This window comes from Rhizobacter sp. OV335 (assembly GCF_900142965.1).
In the GTDB taxonomy this organism is placed as follows: domain Bacteria; phylum Pseudomonadota; class Gammaproteobacteria; order Burkholderiales; family Burkholderiaceae_C; genus Rhizobacter.
In genome coordinates, this window is sequence record NZ_FRCQ01000051.1 from 1 (window position 1) to 17,499 (window position 17,499).

Genomic DNA, 17,499 nt, shown 5'->3' on the forward strand with positions numbered 1-17,499 from the left:
CAAGCGGGCGACAACGTCGGTATCCTGCTGCGCGGCACCAAGCGCGAAGACGTGCAGCGCGGCCAAGTGCTGTGCAAGCCGGGCAGCATCAAGCCGCACACGCACTTCACCGCTGAGGTGTATGTGCTGAGCAAGGAAGAAGGCGGCCGCCACACGCCGTTCTTCAACAACTACCGCCCGCAGTTCTACTTCCGCACGACGGACGTGACCGGCGCGGTGGAGCTGCCGAAGGACAAGGAAATGGTGATGCCTGGCGACAACGTGAGCATCACGGTGAAGCTGATCAACCCGATCGCGATGGAAGAAGGCCTGCGCTTCGCCATCCGTGAAGGCGGCCGCACCGTCGGCGCCGGCGTCGTCGCCAAGATCCTCGAGTAATTTGCGTTTGAAGGCCACAGGGGTATAGCTCAACTGGCAGAGCGCTGGTCTCCAAAACCAGAGGTTGGGGGTTCGATTCCCTCTGCCCCTGCCAATCGGTGAAATTGGTGGGGTTGAGATTGGTGGCCCAAGCAGCCCGCACGGCGACGAACAGTCCCGGCGGGCTTTGCTGCTGAAAAGCGGCACGTGTTTTTTGAAGAGCGAAATGTCGAATCCACAAGTCGAAACCGTCTCCACGGGTGCTGACAAGGCCAAGCTCGCCGCTTCCGGCGTGCTGGTGATCGCGGCCGTGGCGGCGTTCTATGCGCTGGGCAAGCAGGACCTGTGGCTGCGCGTCGGCGCGCTGATCCTGCTGCTGGTGGCTGCGGTCGCGCTGTTCTTCACGTCGGAAAGCGGCAAGCAGCTGATCGCCTTCGGGCAGGACTCGTCGCGCGAAGTCCGCAAGGTCGTCTGGCCGAGCCGCAAGGAAGCGACGCAGATGACGATGTACGTCTTCGCCTTCGTGGTCGTGATGGCCCTCTTCCTGTGGTTCACCGACAAGACGCTCGAATGGGTGCTGTACGACCTGATCCTGGGCTGGAAGCGTTGAGGACATCCCGATGAGCGAACAACAGCCCAACGAACAAGCCGCTGCCGACGCCGTGCCCGCGGTCGTCGCACCGCCCAGCAACAAGCGCTGGTACGTGGTGCATGCCTATTCGGGCATGGAGAAGGCCGTCGAACGCAACCTGCGCGAGCGCATCGACCGCGCCGGCATGCAGGAAAAATTCGGCCGCATCCTGGTGCCGATGGAAGAAGTCGTCGAGCTGAAGAACGGCAAGAAGGCCGTCACCGAGCGCCGCTTCTTCCCGGGCTACGTGCTGGTCGAGATGGAGATGGCCGACGACACCTGGCACCTGGTGAAGCACACCAGCAAGGTCACCGGCTTCGTCGGCGGTGCGAAGAACCGCCCGGCGCCGATCTCCGAAGCCGAGGTGATGAAGATCGTCACCCAGATGCAAGAGGGCGTCGAAAAGCCGCGTCCGAAGGTCGAGTGGGAAGTGGGCGAACTGGTGCGTGTCAAGGAAGGCCCGTTCACCGACTTCAACGGCGCGATCGAGGACGTCAACTACGACAAGTCGAAGGTGCGCGTCTCGGTCACGATCTTCGGCCGCGCCACGCCGGTCGAGCTCGACTTCTCGCAAGTCGAGAAGGTCTGACGGCCTGAAAGAATTCGGGCCGTGGATGGCGGCCCGGCAAGGCGACTTGCCGAAGGCCATCCCGTTGATGCCGGTGACGAGACACCGGTACGAGGAGCAAGGGTAACCAGCCCCTTGCGTTAGCACTCAAGGCCGGTCCGCCAAGACAGGCCTCATTGGAGAAATCATGGCAAAGAAAATTGTCGGCTTCATCAAGCTGCAAGTCCCGGCCGGCAAGGCCAACCCGTCGCCCCCGATCGGCCCGGCCCTCGGCCAGCGCGGCCTGAACATCATGGAGTTCTGCAAGGCGTTCAACGCGCAGACCCAGGGGCTGGAACCCGGCCTGATGCTGCCGGTCGTGATCACCGCGTTCGCGGACAAGTCCTTCACGTTCATCATGAAGTCGCCCCCGGCGACCGTGCTGATCAAGAAGGCGATCAAGCTCGACAAGGGCTCGGCCAAGCCGCACACCGACAAGGTCGGCAAGATCACGCGCGCCCAGCTCGAAGAGATCGCCAAGACCAAGGTCAAGGACCTGACGGCAGCCAACATGGATGCCGCCGTTCGCACCATCGCCGGCACCGCCCGCTCGATGGGCGTGACCACTGAAGGAGTCTGAGCATGGCCAAGCTGACCAAACGCCAAAAAGCCACCGCTGGCAAGGTCGACAGCACCAAGCTGTACGCCCTCGACAACGCGCTGGCGATCGTCAAGGAATGCGCCGTCGCCAAGTTCGATGAATCCATCGACGTGGCCGTGCAACTCGGCATCGACGCGAAGAAGTCCGACCAGGTCGTGCGTGGCGCCGTCGTGCTGCCCAACGGCACCGGCAAGACCAAGCGCGTCGCGGTGTTCGCACAGGGTGCCAAGGCTGAAGAAGCCCGCGCCGCCGGTGCCGACATCGTCGGCATGGAAGACCTGGCCGAGCAAGTGAAGGCCGGCAACCTGAACTTCGACGTCGTGATCGCCTCGCCGGACACGATGCGCATCGTCGGTACGCTCGGCCAGATCCTCGGCCCGCGCGGCCTGATGCCGAACCCGAAGGTCGGCACCGTGACGCCCGACGTGGCCACCGCAGTGAAGAACGCCAAGGCCGGCCAGGTGCAGTTCCGCGTCGACAAGGCCGGTATCGTCCACAGCACCATCGGCCGTCGCTCGTTCGACTCCGACAAGCTGGTGGGCAACCTGCGCGCGCTGATCGAGGCCCTCAACAAGGCCAAGCCGGCGTCGAGCAAGGGCATCTACCTGCGCAAGGTCGCGGTGTCGTCGACGATGGGCGTGGGTGCCCGCGTGGACATCACGTCGATCAACGCGTCGGCAACGGCCGCCTGATCTGACAGATCGAGGGCTGGCACGAGTCTGGTGCCGGTCCGATGAATTGGTGGGCCGCTGCGGCGCAAGTCGCAGCGGGCCATCCAAGACCGCAGGCGCGGCTTTGGCCGCTTAATCGACGAGACGGTGGGAACACCCGATCCGACGCCCGCGCAGATGGCGATCCCACTGGCAAGGAATTTTGGTTCCAAGGCAGAGGTCGCTGAATCGTGGTGTGTCCCGAGGCTGCCGTTTGAAACGACGGTGTCGACGGACACGATGTGTGAGGAGCAGACCTTGAGTCTCAATCGCAACGAGAAAGCAGCCGTGGTGACGGATGTGGCCGCGCAAGTCGCGCGTTCACAGACGTTGGCGCTGGCCGAGTACCGTGGCCTCACCGTGGCTCACCTTGACACCCTGCGCAAGCAGGCGCGCGACAAGGGCGTGTACCTTCACGTGTTGAAGAACACCCTGGCTCGCCGTGCCGTTGCCGGTACGTCGTTCGAGGTGGCCGCGGAAAGCTTCGTCGGCCCGCTGATCTACGGTTTTTCCGAGGACCCCGTTGCTGCGGCCAAAGTCATCGCTGACTTTGCCAAGGGCAACGACAAGCTCGTCATCAAGGCTGGCGCCTATGCCGGCAAGGTCCTGAACGCCGACGGCGTGAAGGCCCTGGCCAGCATTCCCAGCAAGGAAGTGCTGCTGTCGCAGCTGGCCGGCCTGCTCATGGCACCGGTGCAGCGCACGGCCGCCGTCCTGGCCGCCCTGGCCAAGCAACGCGGTGAGGGTGCGCAAGCCGCGCCTGCCGCCGAAGCTGTCCCGGCCTGAAGACGACCCTCTCAACCTTTACCTGATATCTAGGAACCAAAATGGCATTCGATAAAGACGCATTCCTGACCTCGCTGGACAGCATGTCGGTGATGGAACTCAACGACCTGGTCAAGGCCATCGAAGAGAAGTTCGGCGTGACCGCCGCATCCATGGCCACCGGCGGTGGCGGCGGCGGCGGTGCTGCTGCTGCTGCAGTCGTTGAAGAAAAGACCGAGTTCAACGTCATGCTGCTCGAAGCTGGCGCGAACAAGGTGTCGGTCATCAAGGCCGTGCGCGAACTGACGGGCCTGGGCCTGAAGGAAGCCAAGGACCTGGTCGACGGCGCTCCGAAGCCCGTCAAGGAAGCCGTGCCCAAGGCCGACGCAGAAGCCGCTGTCAAGAAGCTGGTGGACGCCGGCGCGAAGGCCGAAGTCAAGTAATTCGGCTGGTCAGCAGCGGGCTGGGCGCCGATTCACGGCCCCAGCCTTTTGCGCTTCAGGGGTTTGTCCCCCTGAGGGCACCTGAAAAGGCGGGAGCAACGACAATGTCGATCTTCCCCTCCTTTTCAAGTGTTCTCTGATCCGACTGCAGAGAACGGGTTTGGTCGGACTCCGGTGCAATGCCGGGGTTGTCCGCCAGCGGTTGGTAGTGGCCAACCACCAAGCGTCGAACGCAATGTTCGAAAGACAGTCGCCGACGGGAGCAGGCCTGGGCCCGGCTCTGTTCCCCGATACGGAGTGAGAAATCACATATGGCGCAGCACGCAACCCCCTACAGCTACACCGAGCGCAAGCGGATTCGCAAGAGCTTCGGCAAGCGCGAGAGTGTCCTCAACGTTCCCTACCTGCTGACGATGCAGAAGGAGTCGTACGTCGCCTTCCTCCAGAAGGACGTCGCTCCGCAGAAACGCAAGCCTGAAGGCCTGCAGGCCGCTTTCCTCTCCGCTTTCCCGATCGTGTCGCACAACGGGTTCGTCGAGATGAAGTTCATCGAGTTCAACATGGCCAAGCCTGCGTTCGACACGCGGGAGTGCCAGCAGCGTGGCCTGACCTACGCCGCTGCGGTGCGCGCCAAGCTGCAGATGATCATCTATGACCGCGAGTCGCCGCAGGCGAAGACGGTCAAGGAAATCAAGGAACAAGAGGTCTACATGGGCGAAGTGCCGCTCATGACCGACTACGGTTCGTTCATCGTGAACGGCACCGAGCGCGTGATCGTGTCGCAGCTGCACCGCTCGCCGGGCGTGTTCTTCGAGCACGACAAGGGCAAGACCCACAGCTCGGGCAAGCTGCTGTTCAGCGCCCGCATCATTCCGTACCGTGGCTCCTGGCTCGACTTCGAGTTCGACCCGAAGGACATCCTGTACTTCCGCGTCGACCGCCGCCGCAAGATGCCGGTGACGATCCTGCTGAAGGCCATCGGCCTGAACCCGGAATCGATCCTCGCGAACTTCTTCGTGTTCGACAACTTCCGCCTGATGGACTCCGGTGCCCAGATGGAGTTCGTCGCCGACCGCCTGCGCGGCGAAGTGGCCCGCTTCGACATCACCGACAAGAACGGCACCGTCGTCGTCGAGAAGGACAAGCGCATCACGGCGCGCCACACGCGCCAGATCGAGCAGAGCGAGACGCAGTTCATCAGCGTGCCGGAAGACTTCCTGCTGGGCCGCTTCCTGGCCCGCAACATGGTCGACCCGGACACCGGCGAGATCATCGCGAAGGCGAACGACGAGTTGACCGACTCGCTGCTGAAGAAGCTGCGCGCCGCCGGTGTGAAGGAGATGCAGTGTCTCTACACCAACGAGCTGGACGAAGGCGCCTACATCTCGCAGACCCTGGCCGCCGATGAAACGGCCGACCAGCTGGCCGCGCGCGTCGCCATCTACCGCATGATGCGCCCCGGCGAGCCGCCGACCGAAGACGCCGTCGAAGCGCTCTTCAACCGGCTGTTCTACAACGGCGACACGTACGACCTGTCGCGCGTCGGCCGCATGAAGTTCAACGCCCGGGTCGGCCGCGACGTGCCGGAAGGCCCGATGACGCTGTCCAACGACGACATCCTCGACGTCGTGAAGATCCTCGTCGAGCTGCGCAACGGCCGCGGCGAGGTCGATGACATCGACCACCTGGGCAACCGTCGCGTGCGCTGCGTGGGCGAACTGGCCGAGAACCAGTACCGCTCGGGCCTCGCCCGGATCGAGAAGGCCGTCAAGGAACGCCTCGGCCAGGCCGAGACCGAAGCGCTGATGCCGCACGACCTGATCAACTCCAAGCCGATCTCCGCGGCGCTGAAGGAGTTCTTCGGTGCGTCGCAGCTGTCGCAGTTCATGGACCAGACCAACCCGCTGTCCGAGATCACGCACAAGCGTCGTGTCTCGGCCCTGGGTCCGGGCGGCCTGACCCGCGAACGCGCCGGCTTCGAAGTCCGCGACGTGCACCCGACCCACTACGGCCGCGTGTGCCCGATCGAGACGCCGGAAGGCCCGAACATCGGCCTGATCAACTCGCTCGCCCTGTACGCGCAGCTCAACGAATACGGTTTCCTCGAGACGCCGTACCGTCGCGTGGCCGATGGCAAGGTGACGATGCAGATCGATTACCTGTCGGCCATCGAGGAAGGCAAGTACGTGATCGCGCAGGCCAACGCCTCGCTCGACCCGGACGGCAAGCTGATCGACGAGCTGGTCTCGGCGCGCGACAACGGCGAATCGATCCTGACCTCGCCGGAACGCATCCAGTACATGGACGTGGCGCCGACGCAGATCGTGTCGGTGGCCGCCTCGCTGGTGCCGTTCCTCGAGCACGACGATGCGAACCGCGCACTGATGGGCGCCAACATGCAGCGCCAGGCCGTGCCGACGCTGCGCCCCGAGAAGGCGCTGGTCGGTACCGGTGTCGAACGCGTCGCCGCGAAGGACTCGGGCACGGTCGTGGCCGCGCGCCGCGGCGGTGTCGTGGACTACGTCGACACCAACCGCATCGTGATCCGCGTCAACGACAACGAGACGGTGGCCGGTGAAGTCGGCGTCGACATCTACAACCTGATCAAGTACCAGCGTTCGAACCAGAACACGAACATCCACCAGCGTCCGATCGTCAAGCGCGGCGACACCGTCTCGGCCGAGGACATCATCGCCGACGGCGCCTCGACCGACATCGGCGAGCTGGCGCTCGGCCAGAACATGCTGGTCGCGTTCATGCCCTGGAACGGCTACAACTTCGAAGACTCGATCCTGATCAGCGAACGCGTGATCGCCGACGACCGCTACACCTCGATCCACATCGAGGAACTGGTGGTGATGGCGCGCGATACCAAGCTGGGCTCCGAAGAAATCACGCGCGACATCCCGAACCTGAGCGAGCAGCAACTGGCTCGCCTGGACGAATCGGGCATCGTGTACGTGGGCGCCGAGGTCAACCCGGGCGACACGCTGGTGGGCAAGGTCACGCCGAAGGGCGAGACCACGCTGACGCCGGAAGAGAAGCTGCTGCGCGCGATCTTCGGCGAGAAGGCTTCCGACGTGAAGGACACCTCGCTGCGCGTCGACCAGGGCACCAGCGGCACCGTCATCGACGTGCAGGTCTTCACCCGCGAAGGCATCACGCGCGACAAGCGCGCGCAACAGATCATCGACGATGAGCTGAAGCGCTACCGCCTCGACCTGAACGACCAGCTGCGCATCGTCGAGGCCGACGCGTTCGACCGGATCGAGAAGCTGCTGTCGGGCAAGGTCGCCAACGGCGGCCCGCAGAAGATCGCCAAGGGCACGACGATCGACAAGGCGTACCTCGCCAGCGTCGAGAAGTACCACTGGTTCGATATCCGCCCGTCCGACGACGAAGTGGCCAACCAGCTCGAGTCGATCAAGAACTCGCTCGAGCAGACGCGCCACAGCTTCGACCTCGCGTTCGAAGAGAAGCGCAAGAAGCTGACGCAGGGCGACGAGCTGCCGGCCGGCGTGCTGAAGATGGTGAAGGTGTACCTGGCCGTCAAGCGCCGCCTGCAACCGGGCGACAAGATGGCCGGCCGCCACGGCAACAAGGGCGTCGTGTCCAAGATCAACCCGATCGAGGACATGCCGCACATGGCCGACGGCACGCCGTGCGACATCGTGCTGAACCCGCTGGGCGTGCCCTCGCGGATGAACGTCGGGCAGGTGCTCGAGGTTCACCTGGGCTGGGCCGGCAAGGGCATCGGCCAGCGCATCGGCGACATGCTGCAGGCCCAGGCCAAGGTGGTCGAGCTGCGCAAGTTCCTCGACGAGCTGTACAACAAGTCGGGCGGCAAGACCGAGCGCCTGGACCACCTGAGCGATGACGAGATCCTCGAGATGGCGGCCAACCTGAGCAAGGGCGTGCCGTTCGCGACGCCGGTGTTCGACGGCGCCGCCGAAGAGGAGATCCGCGGCATGCTGAAGCTGGCCTACCCGGACGAGATCGCCAAGGTCAAGGGACTGACGGCGACGCGCACCCAGGCCACGCTGTACGACGGACGCACCGGCGACGCTTTCGAGCGTCCGGTCACGATCGGCTACATGCATGTGCTGAAGCTGCACCACCTGGTCGACGACAAGATGCACGCCCGCTCGACCGGCCCGTACTCGCTGGTCACGCAGCAACCGCTGGGCGGCAAGGCCCAGTTCGGTGGCCAGCGCTTCGGCGAAATGGAAGTCTGGGCCCTGGAAGCCTACGGCGCGTCTTACGTGCTGCAGGAGATGCTGACCGTCAAGTCCGATGACGTGAACGGCCGCACCAAGGTCTACGAGTCCATCGTCAAGGGCGAGCACGCGATCGAAGCCGGCATGCCGGAATCGTTCAACGTGCTGGTGAAGGAAATTCGTTCGCTCGGTATCGACATCGAGCTCGAGCGCAACTAAAGAAAAGGAAACAGAACATGAAGGGTTTGCTTGATCTGTTCCGCCAGTTCACCCCTGATGAGCATTTCGATGCCATCAAGATCGGACTGGCTTCGCCCGAGAAAATTCGGTCCTGGTCCTTCGGCGAAGTGAAGAAGCCGGAGACCATCAACTACCGCACCTTCAAGCCGGAACGCGATGGCCTGTTCTGCGCCAAGATCTTCGGCCCGATCAAGGACTACGAGTGCCTGTGCGGCAAGTACAAGCGCCTGAAGCACCGTGGCGTGATCTGCGAGAAGTGCGGCGTCGAAGTGACGCAGACCAAGGTTCGCCGTGACCGCATGGGCCACATCGACCTGGCCGCGCCGTGCGCGCACATCTGGTTCCTGAAGTCGCTGCCGTCGCGCCTGGGCCTGGTGCTCGACATGACGCTGCGCGACATCGAGCGCGTGCTGTACTTCGAAGCCTACGTGGTGGTCGACCCCGGCATGACCCCGCTGAAGAAGTTCAGCATCATGTCGGAAGACGACTACGACGCGAAGCGCACCGAATTCGGCGACGAGTTCATCGCGCTGATGGGCGCCGAGGGCGTGCAGAAGCTGCTGGCCGAGATGGACCTCGACGTCGAGATCGAGCGCCTGCGCGGCGACATGACCGGCTCCGAGCTGAAGGTCAAGAAGAACTCCAAGCGCCTGAAGGTGATGGAAGCCTTCAAGAAGTCGGGCATCAAGCCGCAGTGGATGGTGATGACCGTGCTGCCGGTGCTGCCGCCGGACCTGCGTCCGCTGGTCCCGCTGGACGGCGGGCGCTTCGCCACGTCGGACCTGAACGACCTCTACCGCCGCGTCATCAACCGCAACAACCGCCTGGCCCGCCTGCTCGAACTGAAGGCGCCGGAGATCATCGTGCGCAACGAGAAGCGCATGCTGCAGGAAGCGGTCGATTCGCTGCTGGACAACGGCCGTCGCGGCAAGGCGATGACCGGTGCCAACAAGCGCGCGCTGAAGTCGCTGGCCGACATGATCAAGGGCAAGAGCGGCCGCTTCCGCCAGAATCTGCTGGGCAAGCGCGTCGACTACTCGGGCCGTTCGGTCATCGTGGTCGGCCCGACGCTGAAGCTGCACCAGTGCGGCCTGCCGAAGCTGATGGCGCTCGAGCTGTTCAAGCCGTTCATCTTCTCGCGCCTCGAAGCCATGGGCATCGCCACCACCATCAAGGCGGCGAAGAAGGAAGTGGAATCGGGCACGCCGGTGGTCTGGGACATCCTTGAAGAAGTCATCAAGGAACACCCGGTCATGCTGAACCGCGCGCCGACGCTGCACCGCCTGGGCATCCAGGCGTTCGAGCCGGTGCTGATCGAAGGCAAGGCGATCCAGCTGCACCCGCTGGTGTGCGCTGCGTTCAACGCCGACTTCGACGGTGACCAGATGGCCGTCCACGTGCCGCTGTCGATCGAAGCGCAGATGGAAGCCCGCACGCTGATGCTGGCGTCCAACAACGTGCTGTTCCCGGCCAACGGCGAACCGTCGATCGTGCCGTCGCAAGACGTGGTGCTGGGCCTGTACTACGCCACCCGCGAGCGCATCAACGGCAAGGGCGAAGGCATCATCTTCTCCGACGTCGTCGAAGTGCAGCGCGCGCTGGACAACGCCGCGGTCGAGGTCACCGCGCGCATCGCCGTGCGCCTGACCGAGTGGACGAAGAACAAGGCGACCGGCGAGTTCGTGTCGGAAACCAAGCTCGTCGACACCACGGTCGGCCGTGCGCTGCTGTCCGAGATCCTGCCGAAGGGCCTGCCGTTCTCGAACATCAACAAGGCGCTGAAGAAGAAGGAAATCTCGCGCCTGATCAACACCTCGTTCCGCAAGTGCGGTCTGAAGGAAACGGTCGTGTTCGCTGACAAGCTGCTGCAGGCGGGCTTCCGCCTGGCCACGCGCGCCGGCATCTCGATCGCGATCGACGACATGCTCGTGCCGAAGGAAAAGCCGGGCCTGATCGAGCGCGCCGAGAAGGAAGTGAAGGAGATCGAGCAGCAGTACGTCTCGGGTCTCGTCACCGCCGGCGAGCGCTACAACAAGGTGGTCGACATCTGGGGCAAGACCGGCGACGAAGTCGGCAAGGTCATGATGAGCCAGCTCGCCAAGCAGCGCGTGCTGGACCGCCACGGCAAGGAAGTCGACCAGGAGTCGTTCAACTCCATCTACATGATGGCCGACTCGGGTGCGCGCGGCTCCGCGGCGCAGATCCGCCAGCTGGCCGGCATGCGCGGCCTGATGGCCAAGCCGGACGGCTCGATCATCGAGACGCCCATCACGGCGAACTTCCGTGAAGGCCTGAACGTGCTGCAGTACTTCATCTCCACCCACGGCGCCCGCAAGGGCCTCGCGGACACGGCGCTGAAGACGGCGAACTCCGGCTACCTGACGCGTCGACTGGTCGACGTGACGCAGGATCTGGTGGTCACCGCGGACGACTGCGGTACGCAGAACGGCATCAACATGCGCGCGCTGGTCGAAGGCGGCGAAGTGATCGAATCGCTGCGCGACCGCATCCTCGGCCGCGTCACCGCGATCGAAGTGCAGCACCCGGAAACGGGTGAACAGCTGCTGACCGGCGGCACCATGCTCGACGAAGATGCACTCGACGGCCTCGAAGCCGCCGGCGTCGACGAAGTGAAGGTGCGCACCGCGCTGACCTGCGGTACGCGCTTCGGCCTGTGCGGCAAGTGCTACGGCCGCGACCTGGGCCGTGGCGGCCTGGTGAACCGCGGCGAAGCGGTCGGCGTGATCGCGGCGCAGTCGATCGGCGAACCGGGCACGCAGCTGACGATGCGCACGTTCCACATCGGCGGCGCGGCTTCGCGTGCGGCGGTGGCATCGAGCGTCGATGCGAAGTCCGATGGCCACATCGGCTTCAACTCGACGATGCGCTACGTGACCAACGGCAAGGGCGACCTGGTCGTGATCTCGCGCTCGGGCGAAATCATCATCGCGGACCAGCACGGTCGCGAGCGTGAGCGCCACAAGGTGCCGTACGGCGCGATCCTGAACATCAAGCCCGACCAGCAGCTGAAGGCTGGCACGGTGCTGGCGAACTGGGATCCGCTGACGCGCCCGATCATCACGGAATTCGCCGGCAAGGCGAAGTTCGAGAACGTCGAGGAAGGTGTCACGGTCGCCAAGCAGCTCGACGAAGTGACCGGCCTGTCGACGCTGGTCGTGATCGACCCGAAGCGCCGCGGCGCGACCAAGGTGGTGCGTCCGCAGGTCAAGCTGCTGGACGCCAGCGGCAACGAAGTGAAGATCCCCGGCACCGATCACTCGGTGACGATCGGCTTCCCGATCGGCTCGCTGGTCCAGATCCGCGATGGCCAGGACCTGGCGCCGGGCGAAGTGCTGGCGCGTATTCCGGTCGAAGGCCAGAAGACGCGCGACATCACCGGCGGTCTGCCGCGCGTGGCCGAGCTCTTCGAGGCGCGCAGCCCGAAGGACAAGGGCACGCTGGCCGAGATGACCGGCACGGTGTCGTTCGGCAAGGAGACCAAGGGCAAGGTTCGCCTGCAGATCACCGATCCGGAAGGCAAGGTCTACGAAGAGCTCGTCCCGAAGGAAAAGAACATCGTGGTCCACGAAGGCCAGGTGGTCAACAAGGGCGAGTCGATCGTCGACGGTCCGGCCGATCCGCAGGACATCCTGCGCCTGCTGGGCATCGAGGAACTGGCGCGCTACATCGTCGACGAAGTGCAGGACGTCTACCGTCTGCAGGGCGTGAAGATCAACGACAAGCACATCGAGGTGATCGTTCGCCAGATGCTGCGCCGCGTGCAGATCGTCAACCCGGGCGAGACCGCGTACATCCTCGGTGAGCAGGTCGAGCGTTCGGAGCTGCTGGACACCAACGACCGCATGGTGGCCGAAGGCAAGATCGTGGCGACCCACGCCGACGTGCTGCTGGGCATCACGAAGGCGTCGCTGTCGACCGACAGCTTCATCTCGGCCGCGTCCTTCCAGGAAACCACCCGCGTGCTCACCGAGGCTGCCATCATGGGCAAGCGCGACGAGCTGCGTGGCCTGAAGGAGAACGTGATCGTCGGTCGCCTGATCCCGGCCGGTACCGGCATGGCCTTCCACGACGCACGCCGCGTCAAGGAAGAGATGGACGACGCGGAACGCCGCGCGATCGCGATGCAGGAGGCGGAGGAATTCGCTTCCGTGCAGGAAGCACCGGCGGAAGCCGGTGGCGATGCCACCGAGTAAGTGATTGCTGCGTGAGCAGAAAGGGCGGCTTCGGCCGCCCTTTTTTATTTCGGCGGCGCGGTCCAGGCTTCGGGCGTCAGGATCGCCAGGCCGCGCGGAAGCGCGCGCCGGGCGAGCCGCAGCACTGCGCGGTCGCGGGTGAACAACCAGTCGGCGCGGTGCAGCGCGAAGTCGATGAACTTCTGGTCGTCGGGGTCGGTGCAGCGCAGCGGGGCGGCCAGGCCAGCGGGCGGTGGAATGTCTTCAATGTGAGCGCATGCACTCCATGTTGACCATATGCGATCGGTATTCAGCGTCGGGTTGCGAGGCAGCCCGCGGCGCAGCACCTCGGCCATTTCGGCCTGCATCTCCGTGGTGGCGACCCACCGAAGCCGGCCGCTTTCGACCGCCTGGCTGATCGGCGCGACGGCCGGATTGGCGAACACCAGCCAGTCGAGAACGACGTTGGTGTCGAGCACGGCACGGGGCGGATCGAAGCGGAACATGGGTGAGGTCATCGGACTCGAGTGACAAGCCATCAAGCCCTCGCTTGCGGCGGTACGGGGCTACGAATATAATCGCAGGCTTTTCGGCAGATTCTGCTTCGCTCTTTTGTCGGCAAGGCTTGTGGATCCATCAGGTTCATCAGCCAGTCGATCGGGCGGTCAACGATCCCGCAGCCTCGCGGTTCCATCGTTCGGCCACACGCCCGGGGAGGGCGTGACGCTTCTTCCGAGAGTGGCCTGACCTCAGGAATTTCAGAAATGCTCTGAGTTCTGGGTGTCAGGGCAGTGACTTCAAACGGGAACAAGTTACCAACATGCCAACCATCAATCAACTCGTTCGTCTCGGCCGTGAGGTCGAGAAGACGAAGTCCAAATCCCCGGCGCTGCAGGGTGGACCCCAGCGCCGCGGTGTGTGCACCCGCGTGTACACCACCACCCCGAAGAAGCCGAATTCGGCGCTGCGTAAAGTGGCCAAGATTCGCCTGACCAACGGGTTCGAGATCATTTCCTACATCGGCGGCGAAGGCCACAACCTGCAAGAGCACAGCGTCGTGCTCGTGCGCGGCGGCCGCGTGAAGGATCTGCCGGGTGTTCGCTACCACATCGTGCGCGGCTCGCTCGACTTGCAAGGCGTGAAAGACCGCAAGCAGTCGCGCTCCAAGTACGGCGCGAAGCGTCCGAAGGCCGGCAAGTAAGCTGGTTCGTCTAGTCGTCATCGCAGGAGTTCAGTCTCCGGCATGGCGTGTCGCGGTTGCGGCGGGTGCAGATCCCGCCGGGCCGAGTAAGTGGAAGCCCGGGTGCCGAAAGCGCCTTCGTGGTGACCGCGGTGCAGGCAGCGATGCCCGTGCCAACTGAAGAAAAAAGGAAGAGAAATGCCTCGTCGTCGCGAAGTACCCAAGCGTGAGATCCTCCCCGATCCGAAATTCGGTTCGGTTGACCTCTCCAAGTTCATGAACGTGATCATGGAGTCCGGCAAGAAGGCTGTCGCCGAACGCATCATCTACGGTGCGCTGGAGCAGGTCGAAAAGAAGTCGGGCAAGGACCCGCTGGAGATCTTCACGGTCGCGCTGAACAACATCAAGCCGATGGTCGAAGTGAAGTCACGCCGCGTCGGCGGTGCGAACTACCAAGTTCCCGTGGAAGTTCGCCCCGTCCGCCGCGTGGCCCTGGCCATGCGCTGGCTGAAGGAATCGGCCCGCAAGCGCGGCGAGAAGTCGATGGCCCAGCGCCTCGCGAACGAACTGCTGGAGGCCGTCGAAGGCCGCGGCGGCGCGATGAAGAAGCGCGATGAAGTGCACCGCATGGCGGACGCCAACAAGGCGTTCTCGCACTTCCGCTTCTAAGACCGAAGTCCCCAGTCCCCCGGCCGCTCTTCGGGTTTCCACGAACCCGCGAGCGGCCCCTGCATTTGGAGTGCCATCATGGCCCGCAAGACCCCCATCGAGCGCTATCGCAACATCGGCATCTCGGCCCACATCGACGCCGGCAAGACCACGACCACCGAGCGCATCCTGTTCTACACGGGTGTGAATCACAAGATCGGTGAAGTGCACGATGGCGCCGCCACGATGGACTGGATGGAGCAGGAGCAAGAGCGCGGCATCACGATCACGTCGGCCGCGACGACCTGCTTCTGGAAGGGCATGGAGCTCAACCACCCCGAGCACCGCATCAACATCATCGACACCCCTGGGCACGTCGACTTCACGATTGAAGTCGAGCGCTCGATGCGCGTGCTCGACGGCGCCTGCATGGTGTACTGCGCCGTGGGCGGCGTGCAGCCCCAGTCGGAAACCGTCTGGCGCCAGGCCAACAAGTACAAGGTGCCCCGCCTCGCGTTCGTCAACAAGATGGACCGCACCGGCGCGAACTTCTACAAGGTCTACGACCAGATGAAGGTCCGCCTGAAGGCGAACCCGGTGCCCATCGTGATTCCGATCGGCGCCGAAGACAACTTCACCGGCGTGATCGACCTGATCAAGATGAAGGCGATCATCTGGGACGAAGCCTCGCAGGGCATGAAGTTCGAATACAAGGAAATCCCGGCCGAGCTGCTGGCCGACGCCAAGAAGTGGCGCGAGAACATGATCGAGGCCGCCGCTGAATCCAGCGAAGACCTGATGAACAAGTACCTCGAGTCGGGCGACCTGAGCGAAACCGAGATCAAGCTGGGCATCCGCACGCGCACGATCGCGTCCGAGATCCAGCCGATGCTGTGCGGCACCGCGTTCAAGAACAAGGGCGTGCAGCGCATGCTCGACGCCGTGATCGACTTCATGCCGTCGCCGATCGACATCCCGCCGGTGCCGGGCCACGACGAAGACGACAAGGACACGACCCGCAAGGCCGACGACAGCGAGAAGTTCGCCGCGCTGGCCTTCAAGCTGATGACCGACCCGTACGTCGGCCAGCTGACCTTCGTGCGCGTCTACTCGGGCGTGCTGAAGTCGGGCGACTCGGTCTACAACCCGATCCGCGGCAAGAAAGAGCGCATCGGCCGGATCCTGCAGATGCACGCCAACCAGCGTGAAGAAATCAAGGAAATCCTGGCCGGCGACATCGCCGCCTGCGTGGGCCTGAAAGACGTGACGACCGGCGAAACGCTGTGCGATCCGGAAGCCATCATCACGCTCGAGAAGATGATCTTCCCGGAGCCGGTGATCTCGCAGGCCGTCGAGCCGAAGACCAAGGCCGACCAGGAAAAGATGGGCATCGCCCTCGGCCGCCTGGCCCAGGAAGACCCGTCGTTCCGCGTGCGCACCGACGAAGAATCGGGCCAGACCATCATTTCCGGCATGGGCGAGCTCCACCTGGAAATCATCGTCGACCGCATGAAGCGCGAATTCGGCGTGGAAGCCAACGTCGGCAAGCCGCAGGTGGCCTACCGCGAGACGATCCGCAAGGCGGCGACCGACGTCGAAGGCAAGTTCGTGCGTCAGTCGGGCGGCAAGGGCCAGTACGGCCACGTCGTGCTGAACATCGAACCGCAGGAGCCGGGCAAGGGCTTCGAGTTCGTCGACGCGATCAAGGGCGGCGTCGTGCCGCGCGAATTCATCCCCGCGGTGCGCAAGGGCGTCGAAGACTCGCTGCCGAACGGCGTGCTGGCCGGCTTCCCGGTGGTCGACGTGAAGGTCACGCTGATCTTCGGTTCGTACCACGAAGTCGACTCGAACGAAAACGCGTTCAAGATGGCCGCGTCGCTGGGCTTCAAGGACGGTTGCCGCAAGGCCAGCCCGGTGATCCTCGAGCCGATGATGGCCGTCGAGGTCGAGACCCCGGAAGACTACGCCGGCAACGTGATGGGTGACCTGTCATCCCGCCGTGGCATGGTGCAGGGCATGGACGACATGCCCGGCGGCGGCAAGGTCATCAAGGCCGAGGTTCCGCTGTCGGAAATGTTCGGCTACTCGACCACGCTGCGCTCGATGTCGCAAGGCCGTGCCACGTACACGATGGAGTTCAAGCACTACAGCGAAGCTCCGAAGAACGTGGCCGACGCGATCATCACCGCACGCGGCAAGTAATTCAGTCAGTTAGACGAAGCCGGTCTTCGTCGCCTGCTTCGCGCGATGCCAGTGGCGCGCGAAACCAGTGGGCGACGGAAACCTTAAACCCAGCACTGGAAGTGCTCTTTGATACGGAGAATCTGAAATGGCAAAAGGCAAATTCGAGCGGACCAAGCCGCACGTGAACGTGGGCACGATTGGTCACGTGGACCATGGGAAGACGACGCTGACGGCGGCGATCACGACGGTGCTGTCGGCGAAGTTCGGCGGCGAAGCGAAGGCGTACGACCAGATCGATGCGGCGCCGGAAGAAAAGGCCCGCGGCATCACGATCAACACGGCGCACGTCGAGTACGAGACCGCGAACCGCCACTACGCGCACGTCGACTGCCCGGGGCACGCCGACTACGTGAAGAACATGATCACGGGTGCGGCGCAGATGGACGGCGCGATCCTGGTGGTGTCGGCCGCTGACGGCCCGATGCCGCAGACGCGCGAACACATCCTGCTGGCCCGCCAGGTCGGCGTGCCGTACATCATCGTGTTCATGAACAAGTGCGACATGGTCGATGACGCCGAGCTGCTGGAGCTCGTCGAGATGGAAGTCCGCGAGCTGCTGGACAAGTACGACTTCCCGGGCGACAAGACGCCGATCATCCACGGCAGCGCGAAGCTGGCGATGGAAGGCGACAAGGGCGAGCTGGGCGAAGGCGCGATCCTGAA

13 protein-coding genes, 1 tRNA gene and 1 pseudogene are annotated in these 17,499 nt (G+C 64.1%); 14 read left to right on the forward strand and 1 reads right to left on the reverse strand.

The annotated features are described in order from the left end of the window. From tuf to rpoC, 10 genes and pseudogenes are all read left to right on the forward strand, one after another. Positions 1-378 (forward strand): annotated as a pseudogene (gene tuf / locus BUE42_RS30465) (elongation factor Tu); the annotation flags it as partial. An 18-nt stretch (positions 379-396) separates the two neighbouring features. After that, positions 397-472 (forward strand) — tRNA-Trp (locus BUE42_RS30470). A 111-nt stretch (positions 473-583) separates the two neighbouring features. Continuing rightward, positions 584-967, forward strand: coding sequence for a preprotein translocase subunit SecE (secE, locus tag BUE42_RS30475; protein ID WP_073469157.1), 384 nt, complete (start codon positions 584-586; stop codon positions 965-967). Between the two features lie 10 nt (positions 968-977). Then, positions 978-1,577: a transcription termination/antitermination protein NusG gene (gene nusG, locus BUE42_RS30480; RefSeq protein WP_073469160.1), complete on the forward strand. Its 600-nt coding sequence runs from the start codon at positions 978-980 to the stop codon at positions 1,575-1,577. 166 nt (positions 1,578-1,743) lie between these two features. Next, a complete protein-coding gene (rplK, locus tag BUE42_RS30485) occupies positions 1,744-2,175 on the forward strand; it encodes a 50S ribosomal protein L11 (RefSeq protein ID WP_047510949.1) in 432 nt (143 codons plus the stop codon). 2 nt (positions 2,176-2,177) lie between these two features. Then, entirely contained in the window at positions 2,178-2,888 is a 711-nt protein-coding gene (gene rplA, locus BUE42_RS30490; protein WP_073469162.1) for a 50S ribosomal protein L1, read from the forward strand. 276 nt (positions 2,889-3,164) lie between these two features. Then, positions 3,165-3,692: a 50S ribosomal protein L10 gene (gene rplJ / locus BUE42_RS30495; protein ID WP_073469174.1), complete on the forward strand. Its 528-nt coding sequence runs from the start codon at positions 3,165-3,167 to the stop codon at positions 3,690-3,692. Positions 3,693-3,733: 41 nt separating this feature from the next. Further along, positions 3,734-4,114 (forward strand): 50S ribosomal protein L7/L12, encoded by a 381-nt coding sequence (gene rplL / locus BUE42_RS30500; protein ID WP_073469164.1) that lies wholly within the window; start codon positions 3,734-3,736, stop codon positions 4,112-4,114. A gap of 311 nt (positions 4,115-4,425) precedes the next feature. Further along, positions 4,426-8,550 (forward strand): DNA-directed RNA polymerase subunit beta, encoded by a 4,125-nt coding sequence (rpoB, locus tag BUE42_RS30505; protein ID WP_073469166.1) that lies wholly within the window; start codon positions 4,426-4,428, stop codon positions 8,548-8,550. 17 nt (positions 8,551-8,567) lie between these two features. After that, positions 8,568-12,785, forward strand: a complete 4,218-nt coding sequence (gene rpoC / locus BUE42_RS30510) for a DNA-directed RNA polymerase subunit beta' (protein ID WP_073469168.1) — start codon at positions 8,568-8,570, stop codon at positions 12,783-12,785. A 44-nt stretch (positions 12,786-12,829) separates the two neighbouring features. Here the strand turns inward: rpoC and BUE42_RS30515 are convergent, their stop codons facing one another. Then, positions 12,830-13,270 carry a PIN domain-containing protein gene (locus BUE42_RS30515; protein ID WP_083614800.1) on the reverse strand — a complete coding sequence of 147 codons (441 nt, stop codon included), beginning with the start codon at positions 13,268-13,270 and terminating at the stop codon, positions 12,830-12,832. 314 nt (positions 13,271-13,584) lie between these two features. Here BUE42_RS30515 and rpsL point away from each other — a divergent pair, with 314 nt between their 5' ends. From rpsL to BUE42_RS30535, 4 genes are all read left to right on the forward strand, one after another. Next, on the forward strand, positions 13,585-13,965 hold the full coding sequence (rpsL, locus tag BUE42_RS30520) for a 30S ribosomal protein S12 (protein ID WP_047510966.1): 381 nt from the start codon (positions 13,585-13,587) through the stop codon (positions 13,963-13,965). 177 nt (positions 13,966-14,142) lie between these two features. Beyond that, positions 14,143-14,613 (forward strand): 30S ribosomal protein S7, encoded by a 471-nt coding sequence (gene rpsG / locus BUE42_RS30525; protein ID WP_056813848.1) that lies wholly within the window; start codon positions 14,143-14,145, stop codon positions 14,611-14,613. Between the two features lie 78 nt (positions 14,614-14,691). Continuing rightward, positions 14,692-16,794, forward strand: a complete 2,103-nt coding sequence (gene fusA, locus BUE42_RS30530) for an elongation factor G (RefSeq protein WP_073469172.1) — start codon at positions 14,692-14,694, stop codon at positions 16,792-16,794. Between the two features lie 127 nt (positions 16,795-16,921). Continuing rightward, the coding region (locus BUE42_RS30535) for a GTP-binding protein (protein ID WP_143171689.1) at positions 16,922-17,499 on the forward strand (578 nt) is incomplete at its 3' end.

Bases quoted from the DNA above. Each gene is read 5' to 3' on its own strand.
- rplA (WP_073469162.1), top strand. From the start codon at position 2,178: ATGGCCAAGCTGACCAAACGCCAAAAAGCCACCGCTGGCAAGGTCGAC.
- secE (WP_073469157.1), top strand. From the start codon at position 584: ATGTCGAATCCACAAGTCGAAACCGTCTCCACGGGTGCTGACAAGGCC.
- BUE42_RS30515 (WP_083614800.1), bottom strand. From the start codon at position 13,270: ATGTTCCGCTTCGATCCGCCCCGTGCCGTGCTCGACACCAACGTCGTT.
- fusA (WP_073469172.1), top strand. From the start codon at position 14,692: ATGGCCCGCAAGACCCCCATCGAGCGCTATCGCAACATCGGCATCTCG.
- rpoC (WP_073469168.1), top strand. From the start codon at position 8,568: ATGAAGGGTTTGCTTGATCTGTTCCGCCAGTTCACCCCTGATGAGCAT.
- rpoB (WP_073469166.1), top strand. From the start codon at position 4,426: ATGGCGCAGCACGCAACCCCCTACAGCTACACCGAGCGCAAGCGGATT.
- rplK (WP_047510949.1), top strand. From the start codon at position 1,744: ATGGCAAAGAAAATTGTCGGCTTCATCAAGCTGCAAGTCCCGGCCGGC.
- rpsG (WP_056813848.1), top strand. From the start codon at position 14,143: ATGCCTCGTCGTCGCGAAGTACCCAAGCGTGAGATCCTCCCCGATCCG.
- nusG (WP_073469160.1), top strand. From the start codon at position 978: ATGAGCGAACAACAGCCCAACGAACAAGCCGCTGCCGACGCCGTGCCC.
- rpsL (WP_047510966.1), top strand. From the start codon at position 13,585: ATGCCAACCATCAATCAACTCGTTCGTCTCGGCCGTGAGGTCGAGAAG.
- rplL (WP_073469164.1), top strand. From the start codon at position 3,734: ATGGCATTCGATAAAGACGCATTCCTGACCTCGCTGGACAGCATGTCG.